Raw genomic sequence first — 21,733 nt, forward strand, 5'->3', positions numbered from 1 at the left:
TGAAAGATGATTATTGAAGCGGCTTTAATTGGCCTTCTTTGTTATCTGGGGGCGCTTAGCAGCCCCTGGCTTCTGGGCGTAACCGGCGGCTGGTATCTGATCACCCGACCGCTGGTTTCCGGAATGCTGGTCGGGCTTATTCTGGGCGACCTGAAAACCGGGATAATCATTGGGGTGGCGGTTCAGGCGGTCTATATCGCCATGGTGACGCCCGGCGGCTCTATGCCTGCGGATCTGAACTTTGTTGCCTATCCGGCAATCGCACTGGGTATTCTGTCGGGCAAAGGACCGGAAGTGGCGGTGGCGCTGGCGGCAACCATAGGTATTGCCGGCACCATTTTATTCAACGCGATGATGGTGCTGAACTCCTTCTGGAACCATCGTGCCGACGTTGCGCTGGAACAAGGTGACGTGCGTAGCCTTTACCTTAATAGCGCCATCTGGCCGCAGGTCACTAACTTCCTTCTGCGCTTTGTTCCTACCTTTACCGGCGTCTATTTTGGCGCGCAGTATATCAGCGGCGTGATGGACAGCCTCCCGCAGGTGGTGCTGTCAACCATGAACGTGCTGGGCGGTATTCTTCCCGCCGTAGGGATCGCGATCCTGCTCAAGCAAATTATTAAAAACTACAGCATGCTGATCTATTTTCTCGTGGGTTTCATCTGCATCGTTTTTCTAAAACTCAATATGGTTGCGCTGGTCATTGTTGGCTCACTGCTGGCGCTGCTCCATTACACCTATAAGCCGGAACCTGCGACGGCCGCAGGGGCAAAACCGCTCGCTGCTGATGAGGATGAATTCTGATGGAAGAAAGGAGACTAACCCGTAAAGATCTACGCCGCTGCTGGCGAGCCTGGATGATGCACTGCCTGTCATCAATGAGTTTTGAGCGTATGGCATCCTTTGGCTTTTGCCTCAGCATGCTGCCGGTGGCGAAAAAGCTCTATCCGGACGTCACAAAGCGCATGGAAATGCTGCGCCGCCACGCTTCGTTCTACAATACGGAACCGCAGATTGGCGCTATCGTCAACGGCATGGCCCTGGGACTGGAAGAGAAAAAGGCTAATGGTGAACCGATTGACGGTGAAACGATCAACACGCTAAAAGTTGGCCTGATGGGCCCCATTGCAGGGATCGGGGATTCGATGATCCCCGGAATGCTAATGCCGATATTGTTGAGCATCGGTATGGCGCTGGCGGCTGGCGGTAATATTCTTGGGCCACTGTTCTACACCGTCGCCTGGCTGGGCATTATCCTGCCCGGCTCCTGGTTCCTGTTTTTGAAAGGTTACAAAATGGGATCCGGATCGGTCGAGATGCTGGTGAGCAGCAAGTCGGCTCGCCTGCGTGAAGCGTTGTCGCTGCTGGGTGTATTCGTGATGGGCGGCGTCGCGGCAAGCTACGTTAAGCTCAGCTCCGGGCTGGAGTTCATTACCAAAGACGGGGTGAATATTCATCTTCAGCAAATGCTGGACGGCATCTTCCCGCAGCTGTTACCCCTTGGCATAGTGCTTGGCACCTGGTATGTGATGGCAAAACGAGGGGTTTCGCCGGTAAAAGCGATGGCCATACTGTTGGTTTTGGCCGCTCTTGGCGTGGCCACCGGCGTGTTTCAGGGCTAATTCATTTTCTCTCTTACGGATGTATTCCTGTCCAGATGCCGCCGTAAGAAGCCCTGCGGGTGATAGTCACGAAGTAAATCTTGATGCCGCGTTTGGCGGTGATGTGGTGCAGATAAACGGCACTGGAGAAGTTGTTTGACTGCTGTAGGTGGCGGGGCAGCATCCTGAACAGATGCTGTCCCGATCTAGCAGTTCGTGCTGACTATCTGAAAGCGATGACGTTGCCTTCAGCTATTATGGCCGTGATGCTGTACCATCCGGAATGCGTGCCAGAGTCCATAAAGGGATCCCGCCTTCACAAGGGTACTTAGCCGCCAGCCGCTCATCGATATCAATCCCCAGGCCGGGTTTGTCATTGAGATAGGCATAGCCTTTTTCTATCTCAGGACAGCCCGGGAAGACTTCACAAAGCGCATCGTTCATCGGCGTATACTCCTGAACGCCCAGATTTGGCGAGCTCATATCAAGATGCATATTGGCGCAGACGCCCACCGGTGAAATATCTCCGGGGCCATGCCAGGCCGTTCTGACACCGTTAAGCTCGCTATATACCGCCAGCTTTTTCGCGGGCGTAATACCGCCGATGGTGCTGACATGGCAGCGGATATAATCGATCAGTTTGTTATCTATCAGCGGCTTCCACTCGTTAATATTGACGAAAAGCTCTCCCATCGCCACCGGCGTAGCGGACTGCTGACGCAGCATTTTCAGCCAGTCGGTATTTTCCGGCGCGACCGGATCTTCAAGGAAGAAAAGCTGATAGGGTTCCAGGTTCTTCGCCATCTGTATCGCAGCGACAGGGGTAACCCTTTCATGAACATCGTGAATAAATTCGACGCCGAAGCCCAGCTTATGGCGTAAATGCTCAAATAATCGGGGTACTGCACGGGCGTAGGCATCCGGATCGAAATAGATCCCCGGGGTCTTTGTGCGGGGTGAAACCTTTGGCTGAATATTACGCGCTTTCGCCAGCTTTCCCGCAATCAATTTCAGATCCTCGGTACCGGCTCCCCCATACATCCCCATCTGGCAACGTACGTACTGATACCCTTCTTCCATGCGAGCGCGAATGTTATCTTCAACCTCAACTTCGTCAGCTCCATCGCAGTGGCGATACAGTGGGATGCCATCCCGGCATTTTCCGCCCAAAAGTTGATAAACCGGTAGCCCGGCGACCTTACCTTTAATATCCCACAATGCCATATCAATTCCGGACAGGGCGTTATTCATAACGGGGCCATTACGCCAGTAACCGCTCACCGCAGCCGACTGCCAGATATCTTCAGTTCTCAGCGGATCCTTACCTGTCAGGAAAGGTTTCATGTAATTTTCTATCGCAGCCTCAACGGCGAACACCCGCTGGGTAAAAGTGGCGCAGCCTAAGCCATAGAGGCCCGGCTGGTTAGTTTCAATTTTTACCACAACCAGATCGATCCCGCCTGGCGCGGTAAGAATCGTTTTGACGTTGGTAATTTTCAGATTATCCATGAAGTCCTCCGGCTTGACCGCCAAGATGTAGGATGTCCTACATGTTATGTTATTAAAAAACCTCGCGGAGAGGTTTTATAAACTACTTATCCAGTAATCGAGATTCTTCTATTACGTTAACGTTATGAGCCATGGCGCTATTAAGCGTTTCGCTGGCGGTTACCGCATCCCGATTCTTGAGCGCCATATAGACTTTAATATGCGCTTCAATACTTTCCAGCGTGACGCCGAGAACCCGATTCAGCTCCTGAAGATAATGGATATAAATGCTTTTCAGGGATTCCATGACGTGAATAAAGACTTTATTGTGGGACGCTCTGACAATGGCCAGATGGAAATCATAATCGGCCTGGGAGTATTTTTTATAATCATCTTTTGCCACCAGCATGCGGTTCAGGGCCTGCTCTAAGCGAGAAATATCTTCGTCAGTGGCCTTCTCTACCGCCAGCGCCATGCAGCGAAATTCTACGGTCTGGCGGAAAATACGCATATCTTCGAACTCTTCTTGCGAAAGATGCAGCAGCGGCTGGCTATCGCTGAATTCACCAAATCTGGCTATATCCCGGGTTACATATGTCCCTTTCCCCTGGTGAGTTACCACTACGCCAAGGTCACGCAGTTTTTGTACCGCGCTGCGCACGCTAACCCTACTGACATTAAAAGTGGCTACCAGCTTTGCTTCAGAAGGAAGTTTACAGCCCGGTTCCCAGACGCCGTCCTGAATATTCTGTTTCATCTGTTGGTAAACAACATTGACCACATTATGTTTTTGTACGCTTTCCAGAGTCACGAGATTCCTCATTTATCAACAGATTCGACACTATCATAGCGTTTTCAGTACGGATCGCTCAGCAATAATTACGCTACCCGGCCAGCCAGCGACAACCTGTCCTACAAGTTTTACCATCACTGACGCGTCGACTGCAAGCCAAAACCGGGTAATTTTCTGTAATGTGATGCCGATCACCTGAAGAAGAAAAAGTGAGTTACAGTGCCGTATAGCGGGCTTTATAAGGGTTTAAATTCGCCAGTATGTGAACTGCCCGACATTTTTTTACTCTTCCCATTGTTCATTTTAACATCCTCAAGTAGATCTTTAAGGCGCAACTTGTTAGTCATGTTACACCGACGAGGTCACGCTACGTTTCCCGTCTTCTTAAGTATTAAAAACGACTTCAAATAACGGTTGTATGCGCAAACCACTATTTGCTTGCACTCAGGGTTTGGCGGCGGCAGAAACAACGAGAACCTGATGGAATGCAGGAAGCTCGCCGTCCTCAAAAGACATAAAATCGCGGCGTTAAGCAACATAAAAAGAGTGCGGCATCCCTTTTTATGTTCTGACAAATCAGAGGTTAGAACGATGACAACAATGAAGCCTACGCGCTCAAGACTCTTAATTCTGGCAATGCTCTTTATCGTTACGGCGATTAACTATATGGACCGCGCTAACTTATCCGTTGCCGGTTCTCATATTCAGGGGCAGTTTGCCCTCTCCCCTACGCAACTGGGGCTGCTGTTTTCTATGTTTACCTGGGCATACGCTTTGAGCCAGATCCCTGTCGGCTACATCCTGGACCGGGTAGGTTCGAGGGTGCTTTACGGCAGTGCGATCGTGCTCTGGAGCCTGTTCACCTTTATTATGGGACTGGCCTCTCACCAGCTTTTCACCACCGTCACTGCTTCATTTGCGATGCTGCTGGTTTGCCGCGCGCTGATTGGTATAGCGGAAGCCCCCTCTTTCCCGTCAAACACTAAAATCATTGCTACCTGGTTCCCGGATCACGAACGTGCCCGCGCGACGGCATTCTACGCCAGCGCCCAGTATATCGGGCTGGCGTTATTGACCCCTGCCCTCTCATTTATTGTCGCCACCTGGGGCTGGGAAATGTCATTTTATATTTCCGGGACGGCAGGTATTTTATTTGGTATTTACTGGCTTCTTGTTTACCGCGATCCTCAACATAGCCGTAGAACGAACGAAGCCGAACTGCGCTATATACGGGAAGGCGGCGGCTATGGCTCAGCAGCTCAACAGGGAAACAGCACGACGGTCAACTGGGCCGATATACGCTACATCCTTAAACAACGTACCGTCTGGGGCTTGTTTATTGCTCAATTTGCGGCGTCTTCTACCCTCTATTTTTTCCTGACATGGTTCATTGTTTACCTGGAAAAAGGGCTGGGTCTGTCGATTGCCAAAGCCGGTATCGGGGCGATGTTTCCGTATCTGATGGCGATGGCGGGCGTTATCTGCGGCGGTACTCTGAGCGATATGTTGCTGAAGAAAGGACGCTCAAAAACCTTCGCCCGTAAGCTACCGGTAATGTCGGGTTTACTGGTTACGGCGTCGATTGCGCTGGTGAATTTTTTCCAGAATAGCCCGACTATTGCCATTACTATTCTTTCTGTCGCTTTCTTTGCCAACGCCTTTTCTAATCTGGGCTGGGTGGTGTGCAGCGATATTATCCCTCGCCACCTGATCGGCACCGTTGGCGGCATGCTCAATATCTTTGGCAACCTTTCGGGCATTATCAGCCCCATCGTCATCGGCATCATTTTGCAGAAGACCGATAATTTTCAGTACGCAATGTGGTATATCGCCGCCGTCGCGCTGGTTGGTTTTCTGGCCTATCTGCTGCTGGTGGACAAAATAGAGGTTATCGCCCTTCCTCATTCCACATCAAATCAGCAACAGGGGCAAAAAGAGGTTTCCAGGTCTTTTCGTTAACAGCCTTTTACGCAATCGTGGGGTACGGCAGAACGTTCAGGCCCCACGCATGCGGGCCTTTTCGATACATCAAAAAGACGAGACGAGAAAAGCCGTGGCTTTTCCGGCTCTCTGTTAAGTGAAGGCAACCGCTAAGGCTATTCCTCGGGCCGATATCGCGAAGGCCAGATTTGTTCTGGCTGCACGCCTAACGCTTCGGCAATTAATCTTTCGCCTTTCGGCCAGCGGCGATTTAACGCGTTCGCCAACGTAGACGACGCCAGCCCTGCCTCGCGAGAGACAGCGGAAAGTGAAGTTCCCTTCTTTCTTAGCCCAGCAATGATGTCCGCCGGGTGCCAGTCCTTGTCAATGTTCTCCATCATCCTCTTATGCTTCAGCTGAAAAATTCATGTTAAGGATCTCTAAACAACTACCATGTTAAGTAATGCTAAACAGTAAGTCAATGTACGATCGTTGATGGTGTTACTGATGATTCCAGCTCGTCTTAAAGCGGCCCGAACACGTGCTGGTCTGACTCAGGAAAAACTGGGGGTTCTGGCTGGTATTGAGGAAGAAACGGCGCGCTCGCGCGTTTCTCAATATGAAGGTGGTGTACATCGCCCCACGTTTGAAATGATGTGCGCCTTTGCCAGAATACTGAACGTTCCGGAAGGCTATTTTTATACCGTCGATGAGCGTTTCGCAGAGGCTATTCTGGCGCTTTATTTAAAGCAGCAAAACCAGCCCTGATATCTGTTTTGCAAAACGATCCGCTTTTGTGCTCCCTCTTTTTTATCTTTTCACTACCGCCCGGATGCTCAGGCCAGGCAGCGCGAATACAAGCTTTTCTTATTGTGTAGCGCATAGCTATTACCCGCTATTGTAGCGGGTTTAGCTTCTGGTTAATTCCCCGATGCCAGCCATCAAAAATAGTCCTGCAATATTCTCTTTTTGTGCAATTAACTTAATATTATCTTGCTTATCAGGTCAACAGAAAAAGAGACAAAATGATGATAAAAATGGATACTGCCTTCTGAGATCCTCAGCAAGGTACTGATTTTAATCATAATTAAAGGAAAATCCCCTGTGCAGAAAAAAAGGGATATTCTTAAATCTGTCTGTTTATGTAAATAATACCGTTGAGTTACATTAAGAATTCTTATACCATGCCACCCAAAACGGCGTCCGGGCTATTTTGCTATGAAGATTTCGGCATCAAGAAGAAAAGACAATATAATCAACAACATTGATTATATTATAAAAAGCCGGGGCGAGACGAAAGTCTCTTTTTCTCATCGTACTGGCGTTACCCGCGCAACGCTGTATAAAATTCTGGAAGGCAAAGTAAATAATGTGCAGCGCTCCACCATAACCCGCATTGCGGATTTCTTTGGCGTTAGCTGCGAAGTTATTGAAAATTATGATTTAGCGCATATCGAAACCGTTGAAAGAACCTTGTCCCCTGACGGCGATAAAAATCCTGCCGCTATCCCGGTTATTCCACAATCCGCGTTTTTAGCCAGCTCGGAAAGCAGGATTGGACAACTTGTCACACAATACCCCGTCACCTGGTATTTTGGTGACACGTCCAATACCGTGGCTTTGCAGGTTGAGAACAATATTAATAATATGTTCTTTCCAGAAGATATCTTAATTATTAAACGCAACGCGCTCCCTTCAAAAAAACAGCTTGCTCTGGTTTACTCACCGCAAAAAGAGATTTTTTTAACATCACATGGCGATCCAGCCACTTTTGACGCTGAACAGGATAGTATATTACTGGGCGCCGTTATAGAAGAAAGAATAAGATAAATAAAGCTTAAGGGCATAATTAAAATGGGACAAAACAAAAAGTATAAGCTGCTGGGATTTAATCGTTCCGATGTTATCACGGCGAATGTCATGGTGCTGGCAACCGGAAAACATATCAGCATAGGATTACAGGAACTTGAGAGCAGTGAAATAACCGATGACTTTAACAGGCATGAGTTAAAATCTCTTTATCGTCGGCTTTATGGCAGTAGTGATACAAAAACCTCTTACGACCTTGGCGACAGGCATGAGCGCTCCTGGTACGCGTATCTGATTATTACCGTTGCGCTTACCGTCATCTACATCGTCAGTACCGTGAGCGGCGTCAAGCCGGTGCACATTCCGGTCGTTAACTTTGTGGTACCGCCAGCCATCTTTTTCTATCCGCTGTCGTTTATCCTGGTGGATATCGTCAATGAGTTTTACGGCCTGAAAATGGCGAGACGCACTATTTTTATCTCTTTTTTCTCTAATATGCTTTTTGTCATGGGACTGTGGCTGACCAGCCTGTTACCTGGGCTGGCGGAGTGGGAGCTGAATATCTCCTATACCACTTTCGTTAATAATATTATCGCCGTGCTGTTCGCTTCTTCTGTTGCCTATCTCATTTCTGAGAATGTCAATTCGCTGATACTCTGTAAAATAAAGAAGCTGACCAACTCTCGCTACCTTTTTATCCGCGTACTGACCAGCAATATTATTGCTTCCGCTATCGATAGCGCGATATTTTGTACGCTGGCGTTTTATAAAGTTCTTGACATGAATACGATCAAAACAATGATTATCTCGCAGTTTATTATCAAGCTGGGCTATGCGCTGGTTGGCGTCGGCCCTATTTATGCCACGCGCGAGCTGTTCAGAAGATATATCAATAAAGAAACCCAGGTTAATCGCACAGAGGAACTGGCATGAAAACAGAAGAAATTACGCTGCTGGGCAAAAACACGGGTTACGTCCAGCATTATGCTCCGCAGCTACTGGAAGGCCTGCCGCGCTCGCGCGGCCGTGACGAAATCAATCTTCGTGCAGCAACGCTGCCGTTTGCCGGATTTGATTTGTGGACGGGATTTGAGCTTTCCTGGCTGAACGCAAAGGGCAAGCCAGTCGTGGCCGTCGCCGAATTTTTTATTCCGGCCACCAGCCACAATTTAATTGAGTCGAAATCTTTTAAGCTCTATCTCAACAGCTTTAATCAGACGAAGTTTGCCTCACCGGGTTTAGTAGCACAAACGCTGCAAAAAGATCTGTCGCTCGCCGCTGTGGGCGAAGTGAAGGTAAAAATCTATCCGGACCTGGATGACTATCCGGCTTTTGCATCCACGTTGCCTGGCGAATGTATCGATCATATCGATATCGAAGTGGCTGATTACGATTTTAATCCAGCACATCTGCAAGGGGCCGCCGTTGGTGAAACCGTGACGGAAACGCTGTCATCCAACCTGTTAAAATCAAACTGTCTGGTAACCAATCAGCCGGACTGGGGAAGCGTTATTATCACCTATGAAGGGAAAAAAATTAGCCGGGAAAAACTGCTGCGCTATCTGATCTCTTTCAGAATGCACAATGAGTTTCATGAGCAGTGTATTGAACGTATTTTCAGCGATATTAAGCAGTACTGCCAGCCGGAGAAGCTTAGCGTCTTTGGCCGCTATACGCGCAGGGGCGGCCTGGATATCAACCCGTTCCGTAGCGATTTTGAAGATGCGCCGGTAACCGGACGTTTGGTGCGCCAGTAAAGTAACAGCGTCCCGAAAGGGACGCTTGTCCCCGCCTAAACGCCCAACCGATCGCGAATGCTGTAATACGCCGCGCCCATTGCAGTAAGCGGAATACGCATATTACGTCCGCCAGGGAAGGGATAGTGCGGCAGTTTAGCAAAGGCATCAAAACGCTCGGCATCGCCGCGCAGCACTTCGGAAATTAATCTTCCCGCCAGATGGGTACAGGTCACGCCGTGACCGCTGTCGCCCTGCATGTAATAGATGTTATTTTCCAGACGACCAAACTGCGGCATCCGCGACAGCGTCAGCAGGAAATTGCCCGTCCAGCGGTAGTCGATTTTTACCCCGGCCAGCTGCGGGAAGGTTTTCAGCAGCTTCGGCATAATCAGCCGGTCGATATCATCCGGATCGCGCGCGCCGTAAACCACGCCACCACCGTACAGCAAACGATGGTCTGCGGTCAGCCGGAAATAGTCCAGCAGATAGTTACAGTCTTCTACGCAATAGTCGGAAGGAATAAGAGAAGCCGCCAGCTCCGCACTGAGCGGTTCCGTGGTCAAAATCTGCGTGCCGCACGGCATGCTGCGCTTTGATAACGCCGGTTCCAGCTTGTTGCCGAGGTAGGCATTGCCCGCCACTATCACATAGCGTGCCGTTACCTCCCCCTTCTCTGTTTTGACGATAGCCGGACTGCCGTGCTGAATGTGCACGACCGCAGATTGTTCGAAGATTTGACCGCCGTTCAGCTCTATTGCTTTTGCTTCGCCAATTGCCAGATTCAGCGGATGAAGATGGCCGCCGCGTTTATCCAGCAGTGCGCCAACGTAGCGTTCGCTGTCTACCTGCTGGCGAATTTGCTCCGCATCCAGCAGTTCCAGCTGGTCATTACCATATCGCTCCCAGTTTTTCTTTTGCTCTTCCAGCGTCGCAAGCTGCCTGGTATTCAGCGCCACAAACAGCCCGCCGGGACGATAATCGCACTTGATGCCGTAGCGCTTAATACGCTCGCGAATAATGTCGCCGCCCTCAAACATCATGCTGCCCAGCATGCGTGCCGCATCTCTGCCATAGCTTTTTTCGATTACGTCTACGTCACGGCTATAGGAGTTAACGACCTGGCCGCCGTTGCGTCCGCTGGCGCCAAAGCCAACCCGCGCCGCTTCCAGCACCACTACCTTATAGCCGTTTTCCGCCAGATGCAGCGCCGAAGAAAGGCCGGTGTAGCCAGCGCCGATAATACAGACGTCACAGGAGAGTGCCCCTTCCAGCGCCGGATAGGGTTGATAGTGGTTGGCACTGGCGGCATAGTAACTTTGCGTATGTTCAGTCATGGTTACGACTCCAGGTAAATCCCGATAGTTGTCAGTTTAATGACGTTTTCCAAAGCCTGAAAAAAACGTCAGAACGTCGTTGGCGTATGGGCGCTGATAATGCGGCAAACCGAGGCTGACGTGTTGCTGAAGCTGTGTGGGATGCCGGTATTTATGGCGTAGCTCTGTCTGGCGACCAGATGATAGTTCTGGCCGTTAAACTTCAGCACCACTTCGCCTTCCAGTAACGTGCCTATCTCTTCCCCATGATGCTTAATTCGCTCTCCCGTCGTCGCGCCTGGCTGATAGGTTTCGATCATCATAGCCAGGGTACGATCGGGCGCGCCGTTGTGGATCAGCTTCATGGAGACGCCCTGGCTGTCGATTTCAATCAGATCTTCCGGATTGATCACGACTTTCGGTTCGGCCGGGTTAGCCGGCTCGGCAAAAAATTCCGACAGCGACAGACCATAAACCTTAAGAAGCTTTTGCAACGTACTGATGGCAGGGCTGACTTTATCCTGCTCAATAGTGCTGATAGCGCTGTGGGTTAATCCAGACAGTTCAGCTACCCGGCGCTGTGACAGACCCCGCTGCTGGCGGATTGCAGCCAAACGCTTGCCGGGGGCCAGGCCGTCGTTGTTCATAGGCGAGTTTCCTTTCATGAAGGTCAGATCTGTTGCTTAGCCGCATGATGACTCTCACATGCCGCAATAAAACTTTCGAGCAGGATGCGCGATAAAGCATATTCACTGCTTTTCCATTCGGGATGCCACTGTACGCCCAGCGCATAGGGATGACCCGGCACGCTGACCGCCTCTACCAGTCCATCCTGCGAACAGGCTTCCACGCGCAGCGTCGGCCCCAGAGTTTTTGCGCCTTGTCCGTGCAGCGAGTTAACCCAGAACGTTTTACTTTCGGGGATTAACTGCGCAATCAAACCGCCCGGCTGAATTTTAATTTCGTGCGACGGCGCGTACTGCTGCTCAATCGGCAGATCGGGATCTTCACGGTGTTCCAGAAACTGCGGATGGTCATACAGGCGACGATAGAGCGAGCCGCCCGTCGCCACCACCAGCTCCTGCAAACCGCGGCAAATGGCAAAAAGGGGGATGCGCCTTTCGAGCGCCTGCGTAATCAACGCAATGCTCAGAAGATCTCGCCCGGGATCGGCATCAGGCTCATCGCCGTTTTCACCATAGTGGTGCGGCTGCATATTGCTGGGGCTGCCCGGCAGCAGTATGCCGTCTAACAAGGGCAGCACGCTTGCCAGTAATTCCGGCTGCGAAAGCGCGTGCGGCAAGGCTATTGGCACACCACCCGCCTCCAGCACGGCATTCAGGTACTTATTTTGCAAGGTATGACTTTGTTGGCCTTTTACCGGGTTACTACACATCACCACACCGACTACTGGCCTGTAAAATATATCGACCATGATTACCCCTTCATTCCGGACTAAATTTTTTACAAAGGCGCCCAAAAGCGCCTGAATCGTACAATATTTTTATCCTTGGCTATTTTGATAACCCTTTTTTAATTGTAATGCAACATTTGAAAAACAAATTATTCCGGTATAGATTCTTTTAATGTGCATTATATTTAACATCTCAGGGGCAGTCCCGTTACCCAACCAAAGGCCAGCAGTGGTGAATCATGGAAACTAATATCGTAACAGTTGAAAATTTTGTGCAGCAGGTTGAAGAGAGACGAAGTAGCGCGTTCGCCCGGGAGGTAGAAGAGTACCTTCAGCACTACCCGGAAACCCAGTACGTTGACGTTATGCTTACTGACCTCAACGGGTGTTTCCGCGGCAAACGGATCCCAATTAACGCGCTACGTAAGCTGGAAAGGGGCTGCTACTTTCCGGCTTCCGTCTTTGCCATGGATATCCTTGGCAACGTGGTGGAAGAAGCCGGGCTGGGTCAGCAATTAGGCGAGCCGGATCGTACCTGTATCCCTGTTCCCGGCACGCTGACGCCTTCCGCCAGCGATCCCCAGGCGATTGGCCAGCTTCTGCTGACAATGCAGGATGAAAACGGCGCGCCCTTTGATGTCGAACCCCGCAACGTGCTCAATCGCTTGTGGCAACAGCTGCGCCAGCGCGGCCTGCATCCGGTCGTCGCCGTCGAGCTGGAATTCTATTTACTGGACCGCCAGCGCGACGCCGAAGGCTATCTACAGCCGCCTTGCGCGCCCGGTACGTCAGACAGAAATATGCAGAGCCAGGTCTACTCGGTAGATAACCTGAATCACTTTGCCGACGTGCTGAGCGATATCGATGAGCTGGCGCGTTTGCAAAAAATCCCGGCCGACGGCGCGGTAGCAGAAGCCTCGCCGGGCCAGTTTGAAGTCAATCTGCATCATACCAGCGATGTTTTACAGGCTTGCGACCACGCTCTGGCGCTCAAACGCCTGGTACGTCTGGTGGCAGAGAAACATGATATGCATGCGACTTTCATGGCCAAACCCTATGAAGAATATGCCGGAAGCGGCATGCACATCCATATCAGCATGCTCAACGAGCAAGGCGAAAACGTGCTGGTTAACCATGCAGGCGACAACTCCACTATTCTGCAGCGCTCGCTCGCCGGGATGATCGATTTAATGCCGGCTTCCGTTGCGCTGCTCGCGCCCAATATCAACTCTTACCGCCGCTTTCAGCCGGGTATGTATGTGCCGACGCAGGCCTCCTGGGGACACAATAACCGCACCGTTGCGCTGCGCATCCCCTGTGGCGATCGCGATAACCATCGCGTGGAATATCGCGTTGCTGGCGCAGATGCCAACCCGTATCTGGTGATGGCCACTATCCTTGCCGGCATTTTGCACGGCCTGGATAACGAACTGCCTCTGCCACCCAAAGTCGAAGGCAACGGGCTGGAGCAGGACGGTTTGCCGTTCCCGATCCGCCAGAGCGACGCGCTGTGGGAATTCGCCCAGCACGAAAAGCTCTGCCAGCTGCTGGGCGAACGGTTTAGCCACGTCTGGCACGCCTGCAAAAACAATGAGCTGATTCAATTTGAACGGCTGATTACCGATACGGAGATTGACTGGATGTTAAAAAACGCCTGACCAGCAATGCGGCAGCGGACGCCTTACAACAACATCATAAAGAGGTCCGGAAATGTGCATGTTACCTGCCCTGTATAATAAAGGCGGCCTGAACCCGCCTGCTCTTCTGTCTCCGGTTGCCGTTTCTGCGGTGCAAGGGTTGCCGAACGTCGTGCATCGGCAAGGAGGTTATCAATGACGCCCACCACTCTGGAAAAACCCGGGCTGAAAAAATCCCTTAAGCTTTGGCAAGTCGTGATGATGGGGCTGGCGTACCTGACGCCAATGACGGTTTTCGATACTTTCGGTATCGTTTCCGGTATCAGCCAGGGCCACGTCCCGGCCTCTTATCTGCTGGCGCTGGCTGGCGTGCTGTTTACCGCTATCAGCTACGGCAAGCTGGTACGCCAGTTTCCGCAGGCGGGTTCTGCCTACACCTATGCGCAGAAAGCCATTAATCCGCACGTTGGTTTTATGGTCGGCTGGTCATCGCTGCTGGACTACCTTTTCCTGCCGATGATTAACGTTCTGCTGGCGAAGATTTACCTCTCCGTTCTGTTTCCGTCCGTTCCCCCCTGGGTTTGGGTAGTGGGATTTGTAGCGATAATGACCGCCGCCAATCTGAAAAGCGTTAACCTGGTCGCAAATTTCAACACGCTGTTTGTGCTGGTACAGGTCGCGATCATCACGGTATTTATTTTCCTGGTGGTTCACGGCTTATATAAAGGAGAGGGGCTGGGAACGGTCTGGTCCGTGCAACCTTTTGTCAGTCAAAATGCTCACCTGCTGCCGATTATTACCGGCGCAACCATCGTCTGCTTTTCGTTTCTTGGTTTTGATGCGGTGACCACGCTTTCGGAAGAGACGTTTAACGCGGCAAAAACCATTCCGCGCGCCATTTTCCTGACGGCGCTCTATGGCGGGCTAATATTTATTGCGGCTTCCTTCTTTATGCAGTTGTTTTTTCCGGACGTCAGCCGGTTTAAGCATCCTGACGCCGCGCTGCCCGAAATCGCGCTTTACGTAGGCGGTAAGCTTTTCCAGTCGGTATTTCTCTGCACCACTTTTATCAACACGCTGGCTTCCGGACTGGCTTCACACGCCAGCGTTTCCCGCCTGCTGTATGTGATGGGCCGGGATAACGTATTTCCGGAAAAGGTTTTTGGCTACGTGCATCCCAGATGGCGAACGCCAGCGCTAAACGTCATTATGGTCGGGGTTGTAGCGCTTTCCGCCCTCTACTTTGATCTGGTTACGGCCACCGCGCTGATTAATTTTGGCGCTCTGGTTGCTTTTACCTTTGTTAATCTCTCCGTGTTTAACCACTTCTATCGGCGCGAAGGCCGTAATAAAAGCTGGAAAGAGAAGCTGCATTATCTGGTCTTGCCGATGGTAGGTGCCGCAACGGTCGCTATCCTATGGGTAAATCTGGAGGCCTCTTCCCTGACGATGGGGTTAACCTGGGCCATTCTGGGCGTGATCTACTTAACGTATTTAACTCGCCGTTTCCGTCAGCCGCCGCCACAGTTTGATAAATTACATGCCGAGCTGCCCGGAAAATAAAAAAATCCCCGAAGGCAGGTTTCCTTCGGGGATCGTTTGTTCCTTTGCCGATCTTTTTATGCTTTAAAGATCGTCGTCAGAATGGTTAATGATTCTTTGAACTGCGCATCCGGGATCGTCAGCGGATACAGAAAACGGATCACGTTGCCATGCACGCCACAGGTCAGCAGAATCAGACCTTTTTCCATCGCGCGTTTTTGTATGGCGCGAGCAATCTCACCGCTCGGTGCGCCGCTGGCCGGGTCGTTAAACTCAACGGCGATCATTGAGCCACGTCCGCGAATCTGCGCGATAGCCGGATTGCCGGTGCTTTCCAGCGCTTCACACAGCTGTGCGCCCAGCCTGTTGGCTCTTGCGCACAGCTGCTCTTCAGCAATGACGTCAAGCACGGCATGCGCCGCCGCAATCGCCACGGGATTGCCCGCATAGGTGCCGCCCAGCCCGCCTGGCGCTGGCGCATCCATCAGATCGGCACGACCCGCCACGCCGGAAATTGGAAAACCGCCGCCAAGGCTTTTTGCCATAGTAATCAGGTCGGGTTTCGCATCCGGATAGTATTCGCTGGCGAACATTTTGCCGGTACGCGCAAAGCCGGACTGAATTTCATCGGCGACCAGCACAATGCCGTGTTGGTCACACAGGCGGCGCAGCGCGCTAACAAATTCCGGCGGTGCAACGTTAAATCCGCCTTCACCCTGGATAGGTTCGAAGATGATGGCGGCAACTTCCTGCGGCGCAATATCACAATGGAAGAGATCGTCCAGGCTTTTCAGTGCATCTTCCACGCTGACGCCATGCAGCGCATTAGGATAGCGGGCATGAAACACCGAGCCGGGAAACGGCCCAAACCCTGTTTTATAAGGCGCTACCTTGCCGGTCAGCGCCATGGTCATCATGGTGCGGCCATGAAACGCGCCGGTAAAAGTAATGACGCCCGCACGGCCCGTCGCGGCACGCGCTATTTTCACGGCGTTCTCTACAGCTTCTGCACCCGTAGTAAAAAAGGTGGTTTTCACTTTACCTTCGACAGGCACCAGCGCGTTCAGCCGCTCGGCCAGCGAAATGTAGTTTTCATAAGGAATCACCTGGAATGCAGTATGGGTAAAGCATTCCAGCTGCTGCCTGACGGCATCAATCACGGCAGGGTGACGATGTCCGGTGTTCAACACGGCAATACCGGCAGCAAAGTCGATATACTCGCGCCCTTCGCTATCGGTAAGCGTCGCGTTTTCGGCCTGTTTGACCAGAAAATCACACATTACCCCGACGCCGCGCGGCGTGGCATCAAGACGGCGCTGCTGGACACTGTTGCTCATGTTTGGCTCCTCGTTACGGATAGAAGATAGTGATTACCCTGATTTTTAGCGCCTTTAGGGTGCTATTATCCAGAGCCAGTTTTGACTATTTTAAGGAGCCACTTTGCGCACACTCGTCGGCGATCTGGTTGCATACCGCATTGAGCAGGCCATGCCCGGCACGTTGGGCAAGCGTCTGTACGATGCGCTACAGCAAGCCATTCAGGAAGGAATGATCTCACCGGGAACCCGCCTGCCTGCGTCCAGGGACCTGGCTGCGGAGCTGGCCGTGTCGCGTAATACGGTGCTGGCCGCTTACGAACAGCTTCAGTCCGAAGGTTATCTGAAAACCCGGGCGGGCAGCGGCACCTTTGTTAATAACGTACTGCCAGAACGCGATATGTCTGGCGTCGGTGAGACCAGCAATGACCACCCCTGCCCGGCGCAGATAACGCTATCGCAAAGAGGCGAACAGCTGCTGAGCCGTGCCGGAGCCAGCCAGCGCCAGTGGGGCGCTTTTATGCCTGGCGTGCCGGACGTACGTCATTTTCCCCATCATACGTGGAGCAAAATTGCGCGACGTATTAACGTGCGGCTTCCGGTGGAAATACTGAGCTATTCGCAGCACGGAGGTTATGCGCCGCTGCAAACTGCGCTGGCAGAATATTTGCGCGTCTCGCGTTCCGTCAAATGCCGTGCGGAGCAGATCCTCATCACTTCCGGCACGCATCAGTCGCTGGATCTGCTGGCTAAAATGCTGTGCGATCATGGCGATCGGGTCTGGGTAGAAGAGCCCGGTTACTGGGGGCATCGCAGCGTGCTGGAAGTCAACGGCCTGCGGATTGTCCCGGTTCCGGTGGATGACGAAGGGCTGACGCTACCGCCAGAGGCCACGCCGCCGCGCCTGATTTGTATTACGCCTTCTCACCAGTATCCGACAGGAGCCGTGATGAGCCTCAACCGGCGTAAGGCATTACTCGATCGGGCGAAAAAATGGGGTAGCCTGGTCATTGAAGATGACTACGACAGCGAGTTTCGCTATGGCGAAAACCCGATTCCGGCTTTACAGGGGTTGTCGCCGGATGAAAGCGTTATCTATCTGGGGACATTCAGCAAAACCCTTTATCCGGGGCTGCGCATCAGCTATATGGTTCTGCCGCCTTCGCTGACGGAGCGGCTTAAAATTGCCCACTCTGAACTTTATCGCGGCGGCTACGGCCTTACCCAGTTAACGCTGGCCGAGTTTATCCGTGAAGGCCATTATGCGGCGCATATCCGCCGCATGCGTCAGCTCTATAGCCAGCGGCGCGCTGCCCTGGTCAACGTTATCTGCCATGAGCTGGGCGCTGAATTTATTGGTCAGGACAGCCATGCCGGCCTGCACCTGATTTTAGCGCTGCCGCAGGCGGTCGATGATATTGCCCTCAGCGCCGAGCTTGAGCAGCAAGGCGTATGGACTCGCCCGCTTTCAGTCTATTACGCTGGCGAAGCAAAAAGGCACGGTCTGATTCTGGGCTACGCCTGCGTCAGCGCCGAGGCGATGGCAGAGACGTTTATGCCCATTGCCCGCTGCGTTAAAAGTCGCCTTGCAGGTCACTAAGCCCATTGCTCGCTGCGTTAAAAGTCGCCTTCCAGCCCGCGGGCCGCAAAACGCTACGCTGATTTTGCGGTCCGCCGTTTTTCAGAATACTCCCTTTTTTCATCCCGCTTTCCCGTGCTGGCAGGCCCGGCCGCCCGTTTTCTCCCCTTCCTCCCTTTTAGCGATCCTGAAAAAAAGCGTCGGCAAGCTTGATTGATTATCGGAAAAGGTAATACTGTATTTATATACAGCCCTTTTCAGGATAACCCTATGAATCTCCTTCGCCCTGCTGAGGTACGCGCGCTGGTGCAGCGACCGCTATTTCTGTACCGAGTGCCCTGCGGATCGCCCGGCGGCGCACACGATCATGTCGAACAGCGTCTGGATTTAAACGATCTGCTGGTGCAGCGGCCAGAGCACACTTATTACATTCGGGTCAGCGGTGACTCTATGAAAGACGCCGGTATTGATGACGGCGATTTGCTGGTCGTCGATAACGGCCTCACTGCCGATCATGGTGATATCGTGGTGGCAGCCGTTAACGGCGAGTTTACGGTAAAAAAATTACAGCTGCGCCCGGATGTGCGGCTGCTGGCAATGAATCAGGCATGGCCGCCGATTATTCTGGCCGAAGAAGAGCAGCTGGAAATATTTGGCGTTGTTACCTTTACCATCAAGGCAATGGAGTAATGACATGAGCGGATTAAAAAATCGGGTGTATCGCTCGTGCGTTGCTGCCAGCGCCGCAGAACAGAATCTGGCTTCCACCCACCAGATAAAGTTTTTGTTTAGCAAACTTCAGGATCTTATTCCTACCAACGATGATTGCTACCTTAGCGCCTGCAACGGCAGCTTCTGTATTATTGACCGCTATCGCCCTGCCGTCGCCGGTAGCCGGGTATTGATTGAGGTGGCGGGCGACTGCAACTGGGCGTACGTCAGACGCCATCCGGAGCAGATCATAACGGATGAGGGGGTAATCATTGAGGGTAAAGCCTTAAGCGAGGTCACCATTATCGGCGTGGCCATCCGTGAAATCATCCCAACCAGCCAGCGTTCTTCGCTATGAAATAGCCTTAATTAACCGGCGAGAGCATTTTACCGTCAGCTTTATTGCATCAGTAACAGGGTAATCTTTGCCGCATTTTTATTGGTAATGATTCAGAAAACCGATAAGAAATTAGCCTTTGAAAAATTTAGCTTCATACAGATAGACTTTATAACACAAATCATATAAATATATCTTCAGGACTGAACTTTTAGGAAGAAGCTGAATAATAAACTCTCCTTTCATAATTTTTCCTGAAAAGAAGGATAAAAACCACCTTTCTGACTGCCAGGATGGCATCAGAGTTCATCATGGAAAGAACAATGTATAACAGAGATAAATGCGACGCCTGTTTTTATATGATCGACAATAAGGTGTTATTTACACCTTATAAAAAGAAGCTGATGGTCGTGAAGGATAACAGCGTCAGTAAAACCATTTTTATTAATGCTCCCGCAAGCCGCTGCTTACTCCTTTTGCTACAAAACCCGCAAAAAATCATCTCCAGAAAAGATTTTATCGAAGAGGTCTGGAGCCGACAGGGTATCGTCGTCGCCCAGAACACCTATTACCAGAATATATCCTTACTGAGAAAAGCGCTCAGACAAGCAGGCCTCTCTGAAGATTTTATTGTTACCGTACCGCATAAGGGGCTAACGATAACCAGAAAAATCGAGGTAAAAGAAGTTGAGAAAGAGGATGAGTTGATCAGGAATATCGATGCTTTAGAGCTGACCGATCCCGATCGGAATTTAGCCCACTTTCCTCCTGAAAAAATCCTGTTAACCAAACAAAGCAGCGACAGAGCCAGCAAAGTCAAAAATACTCATCCCTGTTTGCTTATATTTATTGCCGCTCTCGTTTCATTTATCATCACCCTTACCACCCATTATCTATTTTCCGCAAACGCCTCCTGCTCCATCTTTGGGATAGAAAAAAATCATGTCATCCCACCCTCTGCATTGACAGAATATAAAAATCACAGACCCTATGATCTTCATGAAGCGTGAAAATTTATACTTTCATATCTGGATTAATAAAACAGGTAAGGTTTAGATTACCGACGCTGTAATTATCCAGATTGCAGAAAGATGGGCACCCGCCTGTAAAGGAAAGCCACAAATTTTAGCCTGCATGCCCGATAGACAGCATCCAGGATAAAATTAAAAAGGAATAACTTCATGAAAAAACTTTGCACCGCACTGACTACCGTAGCCTTAATGACTATGGGTTTATCTGCCGCCGCCGCCGATGGCGTCATCAATTTTAAAGGCAGTATTATAGATGCAGCCTGTACCGTCGATCTGGACGGCTCAGGGGCATCAACAATGAATGTAACGCTGGGAAACGTCAATAAAACGGCTTTTAGCGGCGTGGGCTCTACCGCAGGCGGTACTGCCAGCACCACGCAGTTTAACGTTTTGCTGAAAAACTGCCCGGAATCGGTCACTACGGCTAAGGTGAAATTCGATGGTATCGCTTATGCAGGTGACAATACCGTGCTGGCGCTGACCCAGGAGAAAGGCGTCGCGACCGGCATTGGTATCCAGCTCTCCGACAGTAATGGCATAAGACCTCTCTTCACCGAGTCTACTCCCTATGTCCTGACCTCCGGCTCAACGACCAATAAGCTGGACTTCTACGCTCGCTACATCCAGAAAGCGGCCACCGTCACCGCAGGCCCTGCCAATGCTGTTGCCACCTTCACCGTGAATTATTAAAAGATAGATTGCAACACCATCCCTTAGCGGATGGTGTTGTTGATATTTATTGAGAAACATCATGCAAAAACTCTGTATTGCTCTTATCTCACTGCTCTTTTTATTGGCAAATAACGTTAATGCCGGAATAATTATTGGCAGCAGCCGCCTGATTTACCACGGCGATAAAAAAGAAAGCGCCATTAATATAGAAAATCCCGACCCGGTGCCTTTTCTGATTCAGTCATGGACGGAAGACAGTGACGGCAAGCCGATAAAAGCCGATAACGCTTTTATTGTGACCCCGCCACTGTTTCGTCTTGACGGCAATCAAAAAAACTTATTAAGGATAATCAGGACGGCCAGCGCACTGCCACAGGACAGAGAAAGCCTGTTCTGGCTGAATATAAAGTCGATTCCGTCCTCTTCCAGAGAAGACAGCAACACGCTACAGATAGCGGTACGCTCCCGTTTAAAGCTTATTTATCGCCCCTCGCCGCTTAAAAATGACATGCCGGAAAGCGTTACTCATCGTCTGAGCTGGAAAAAAGCCGGCGACCGCCTTGAGGTTACCAATCCCACCGGTTATTACATGAACTTTTTATATATAAAAGCGGGCAATAGCAAAATAGCGGATGGCGGCCTGGTAGCGCCTTACTCCTCTGCTTCGTTCGCAGGTGCAGAAAAAATTCATAGCGGAGAAATCAGCTGGAAAATTATTAACGACTATGGCGGATTCGGGGAAGTTCATCGTGCAACGCTATAAAACCCACAGAGGCCCCCTCAAGGATAAACGCGCTTAAAAACGATCTTTATCATTTCACCCACGCAAAG

General features: G+C 51.2%; 23 protein-coding genes. 15 read left to right on the forward strand and 8 right to left on the reverse strand.

Features of this window, described 5'->3' with window-relative positions; genetic code table 11:
• The first annotated feature begins 6 nt into the window (after window positions 1-6).
• Window positions 7-804 carry a PTS mannose/fructose/sorbose/N-acetylgalactosamine transporter subunit IIC gene (locus ACMGGR_RS19435; RefSeq protein ID WP_414147643.1) on the forward strand — a complete coding sequence of 266 codons (798 nt, stop codon included), beginning with the start codon at window positions 7-9 and terminating at the stop codon, window positions 802-804.
• Window positions 804-1,622, forward strand: a complete 819-nt coding sequence (locus tag ACMGGR_RS19440; protein ID WP_246761372.1) for a PTS system mannose/fructose/sorbose family transporter subunit IID — start codon at window positions 804-806, stop codon at window positions 1,620-1,622. The genes ACMGGR_RS19435 and ACMGGR_RS19440 overlap by 1 nt, the downstream gene beginning before the upstream one ends.
• A gap of 13 nt (window positions 1,623-1,635) precedes the next feature.
• On the opposite strand, the gene ACMGGR_RS19445 is transcribed toward ACMGGR_RS19440, so the two are convergent.
• From ACMGGR_RS19445 to ACMGGR_RS19455, 3 genes are all read right to left on the reverse strand, one after another.
• The gene (locus ACMGGR_RS19445) at window positions 1,636-1,785 is read right to left on the reverse strand and encodes a hypothetical protein (RefSeq protein WP_414147644.1); all 150 of its coding nucleotides are present in this window, start codon (window positions 1,783-1,785) and stop codon (window positions 1,636-1,638) included.
• 71 nt (window positions 1,786-1,856) lie between these two features.
• Window positions 1,857-3,110 (reverse strand): enolase C-terminal domain-like protein, encoded by a 1,254-nt coding sequence (locus ACMGGR_RS19450; protein ID WP_414147645.1) that lies wholly within the window; start codon window positions 3,108-3,110, stop codon window positions 1,857-1,859.
• Window positions 3,111-3,192: 82 nt separating this feature from the next.
• Window positions 3,193-3,900: a FadR/GntR family transcriptional regulator gene (locus ACMGGR_RS19455; protein WP_246761370.1), complete on the reverse strand. Its 708-nt coding sequence runs from the start codon at window positions 3,898-3,900 to the stop codon at window positions 3,193-3,195.
• A gap of 582 nt (window positions 3,901-4,482) precedes the next feature.
• Here ACMGGR_RS19455 and ACMGGR_RS19460 point away from each other — a divergent pair.
• The gene (locus ACMGGR_RS19460) at window positions 4,483-5,841 is read left to right on the forward strand and encodes an MFS transporter (protein ID WP_414149001.1); all 1,359 of its coding nucleotides are present in this window, start codon (window positions 4,483-4,485) and stop codon (window positions 5,839-5,841) included.
• A 137-nt stretch (window positions 5,842-5,978) separates the two neighbouring features.
• Here ACMGGR_RS19460 and ACMGGR_RS19465 read toward each other — a convergent pair whose 3' ends face one another.
• Window positions 5,979-6,200 (reverse strand): helix-turn-helix domain-containing protein, encoded by a 222-nt coding sequence (locus ACMGGR_RS19465; RefSeq protein WP_414149002.1) that lies wholly within the window; start codon window positions 6,198-6,200, stop codon window positions 5,979-5,981.
• A 109-nt stretch (window positions 6,201-6,309) separates the two neighbouring features.
• Here ACMGGR_RS19465 and ACMGGR_RS19470 point away from each other — a divergent pair, with 109 nt between their 5' ends.
• The 4 genes from ACMGGR_RS19470 (at window position 6,310) to queF (ending at window position 9,368) form a co-directional block, all read left to right on the forward strand.
• A complete protein-coding gene (locus ACMGGR_RS19470; RefSeq protein WP_246761368.1) occupies window positions 6,310-6,570 on the forward strand; it encodes a helix-turn-helix domain-containing protein in 261 nt (86 codons plus the stop codon).
• A 450-nt stretch (window positions 6,571-7,020) separates the two neighbouring features.
• A complete protein-coding gene (locus tag ACMGGR_RS19475) occupies window positions 7,021-7,632 on the forward strand; it encodes a helix-turn-helix domain-containing protein (protein WP_246761367.1) in 612 nt (203 codons plus the stop codon).
• Window positions 7,633-7,656: 24 nt separating this feature from the next.
• Window positions 7,657-8,544 (forward strand): queuosine precursor transporter, encoded by an 888-nt coding sequence (locus ACMGGR_RS19480; protein WP_246761366.1) that lies wholly within the window; start codon window positions 7,657-7,659, stop codon window positions 8,542-8,544.
• Window positions 8,541-9,368 (forward strand): NADPH-dependent 7-cyano-7-deazaguanine reductase QueF, encoded by an 828-nt coding sequence (gene queF, locus ACMGGR_RS19485; RefSeq protein WP_414147646.1) that lies wholly within the window; start codon window positions 8,541-8,543, stop codon window positions 9,366-9,368. The genes ACMGGR_RS19480 and queF overlap by 4 nt, the downstream gene beginning before the upstream one ends.
• Window positions 9,369-9,403: 35 nt before the next feature.
• Here the strand turns inward: queF and ACMGGR_RS19490 are convergent, their stop codons facing one another.
• The 3 genes from ACMGGR_RS19490 to puuD form a co-directional block, all read right to left on the reverse strand.
• Complete coding sequence (locus tag ACMGGR_RS19490) at window positions 9,404-10,684, reverse strand: NAD(P)/FAD-dependent oxidoreductase (RefSeq protein WP_414147647.1); 1,281 nt, start codon at window positions 10,682-10,684, stop codon at window positions 9,404-9,406.
• 68 nt (window positions 10,685-10,752) lie between these two features.
• Complete coding sequence (gene puuR / locus ACMGGR_RS19495) at window positions 10,753-11,310, reverse strand: HTH-type transcriptional regulator PuuR (protein ID WP_246761363.1); 558 nt, start codon at window positions 11,308-11,310, stop codon at window positions 10,753-10,755.
• 23 nt (window positions 11,311-11,333) lie between these two features.
• On the reverse strand, window positions 11,334-12,098 hold the full coding sequence (gene puuD, locus ACMGGR_RS19500; protein ID WP_246761362.1) for a gamma-glutamyl-gamma-aminobutyrate hydrolase: 765 nt from the start codon (window positions 12,096-12,098) through the stop codon (window positions 11,334-11,336).
• A gap of 218 nt (window positions 12,099-12,316) precedes the next feature.
• Between puuD and ACMGGR_RS19505 the strand changes: the two genes are divergently transcribed.
• On the forward strand, window positions 12,317-13,735 hold the full coding sequence (locus ACMGGR_RS19505) for a glutamine synthetase family protein (RefSeq protein WP_414147648.1): 1,419 nt from the start codon (window positions 12,317-12,319) through the stop codon (window positions 13,733-13,735).
• A 174-nt stretch (window positions 13,736-13,909) separates the two neighbouring features.
• On the forward strand, window positions 13,910-15,277 hold the full coding sequence (locus tag ACMGGR_RS19510; RefSeq protein WP_414147649.1) for an APC family permease: 1,368 nt from the start codon (window positions 13,910-13,912) through the stop codon (window positions 15,275-15,277).
• A gap of 56 nt (window positions 15,278-15,333) precedes the next feature.
• Here the strand turns inward: ACMGGR_RS19510 and ACMGGR_RS19515 are convergent, their stop codons facing one another.
• Complete coding sequence (locus tag ACMGGR_RS19515; protein WP_414147650.1) at window positions 15,334-16,593, reverse strand: 4-aminobutyrate--2-oxoglutarate transaminase; 1,260 nt, start codon at window positions 16,591-16,593, stop codon at window positions 15,334-15,336.
• Between the two features lie 103 nt (window positions 16,594-16,696).
• Between ACMGGR_RS19515 and ACMGGR_RS19520 the strand changes: the two genes are divergently transcribed.
• The 6 genes from ACMGGR_RS19520 to ACMGGR_RS19545 all read left to right on the forward strand — a co-directional run bounded on the left by ACMGGR_RS19520 (window position 16,697) and on the right by ACMGGR_RS19545 (window position 21,665).
• Window positions 16,697-18,172, forward strand: a complete 1,476-nt coding sequence (locus tag ACMGGR_RS19520; protein WP_414147651.1) for a PLP-dependent aminotransferase family protein — start codon at window positions 16,697-16,699, stop codon at window positions 18,170-18,172.
• Window positions 18,173-18,421: 249 nt separating this feature from the next.
• The gene (gene umuD, locus ACMGGR_RS19525) at window positions 18,422-18,841 is read left to right on the forward strand and encodes a translesion error-prone DNA polymerase V autoproteolytic subunit (RefSeq protein WP_246761357.1); all 420 of its coding nucleotides are present in this window, start codon (window positions 18,422-18,424) and stop codon (window positions 18,839-18,841) included.
• Between the two features lie 4 nt (window positions 18,842-18,845).
• Window positions 18,846-19,220, forward strand: a complete 375-nt coding sequence (locus ACMGGR_RS19530; protein WP_414147652.1) for a hypothetical protein — start codon at window positions 18,846-18,848, stop codon at window positions 19,218-19,220.
• A gap of 302 nt (window positions 19,221-19,522) precedes the next feature.
• Window positions 19,523-20,209 carry a winged helix-turn-helix domain-containing protein gene (locus ACMGGR_RS19535; protein ID WP_414147653.1) on the forward strand — a complete coding sequence of 229 codons (687 nt, stop codon included), beginning with the start codon at window positions 19,523-19,525 and terminating at the stop codon, window positions 20,207-20,209.
• Between the two features lie 171 nt (window positions 20,210-20,380).
• Window positions 20,381-20,920, forward strand: coding sequence for a fimbrial protein (locus tag ACMGGR_RS19540; protein WP_246761354.1), 540 nt, complete (start codon window positions 20,381-20,383; stop codon window positions 20,918-20,920).
• Window positions 20,921-20,981: 61 nt separating this feature from the next.
• Window positions 20,982-21,665 (forward strand): molecular chaperone, encoded by a 684-nt coding sequence (locus ACMGGR_RS19545; RefSeq protein WP_414147654.1) that lies wholly within the window; start codon window positions 20,982-20,984, stop codon window positions 21,663-21,665.
• Window positions 21,666-21,733: the final 68 nt, after the last annotated feature.

The sequence above is a fragment of the Erwinia sp. BNK-24-b genome (assembly GCF_047456155.1).
Taxonomy (GTDB): Bacteria; Pseudomonadota; Gammaproteobacteria; order Enterobacterales; family Enterobacteriaceae; genus Erwinia; species Erwinia phyllosphaerae.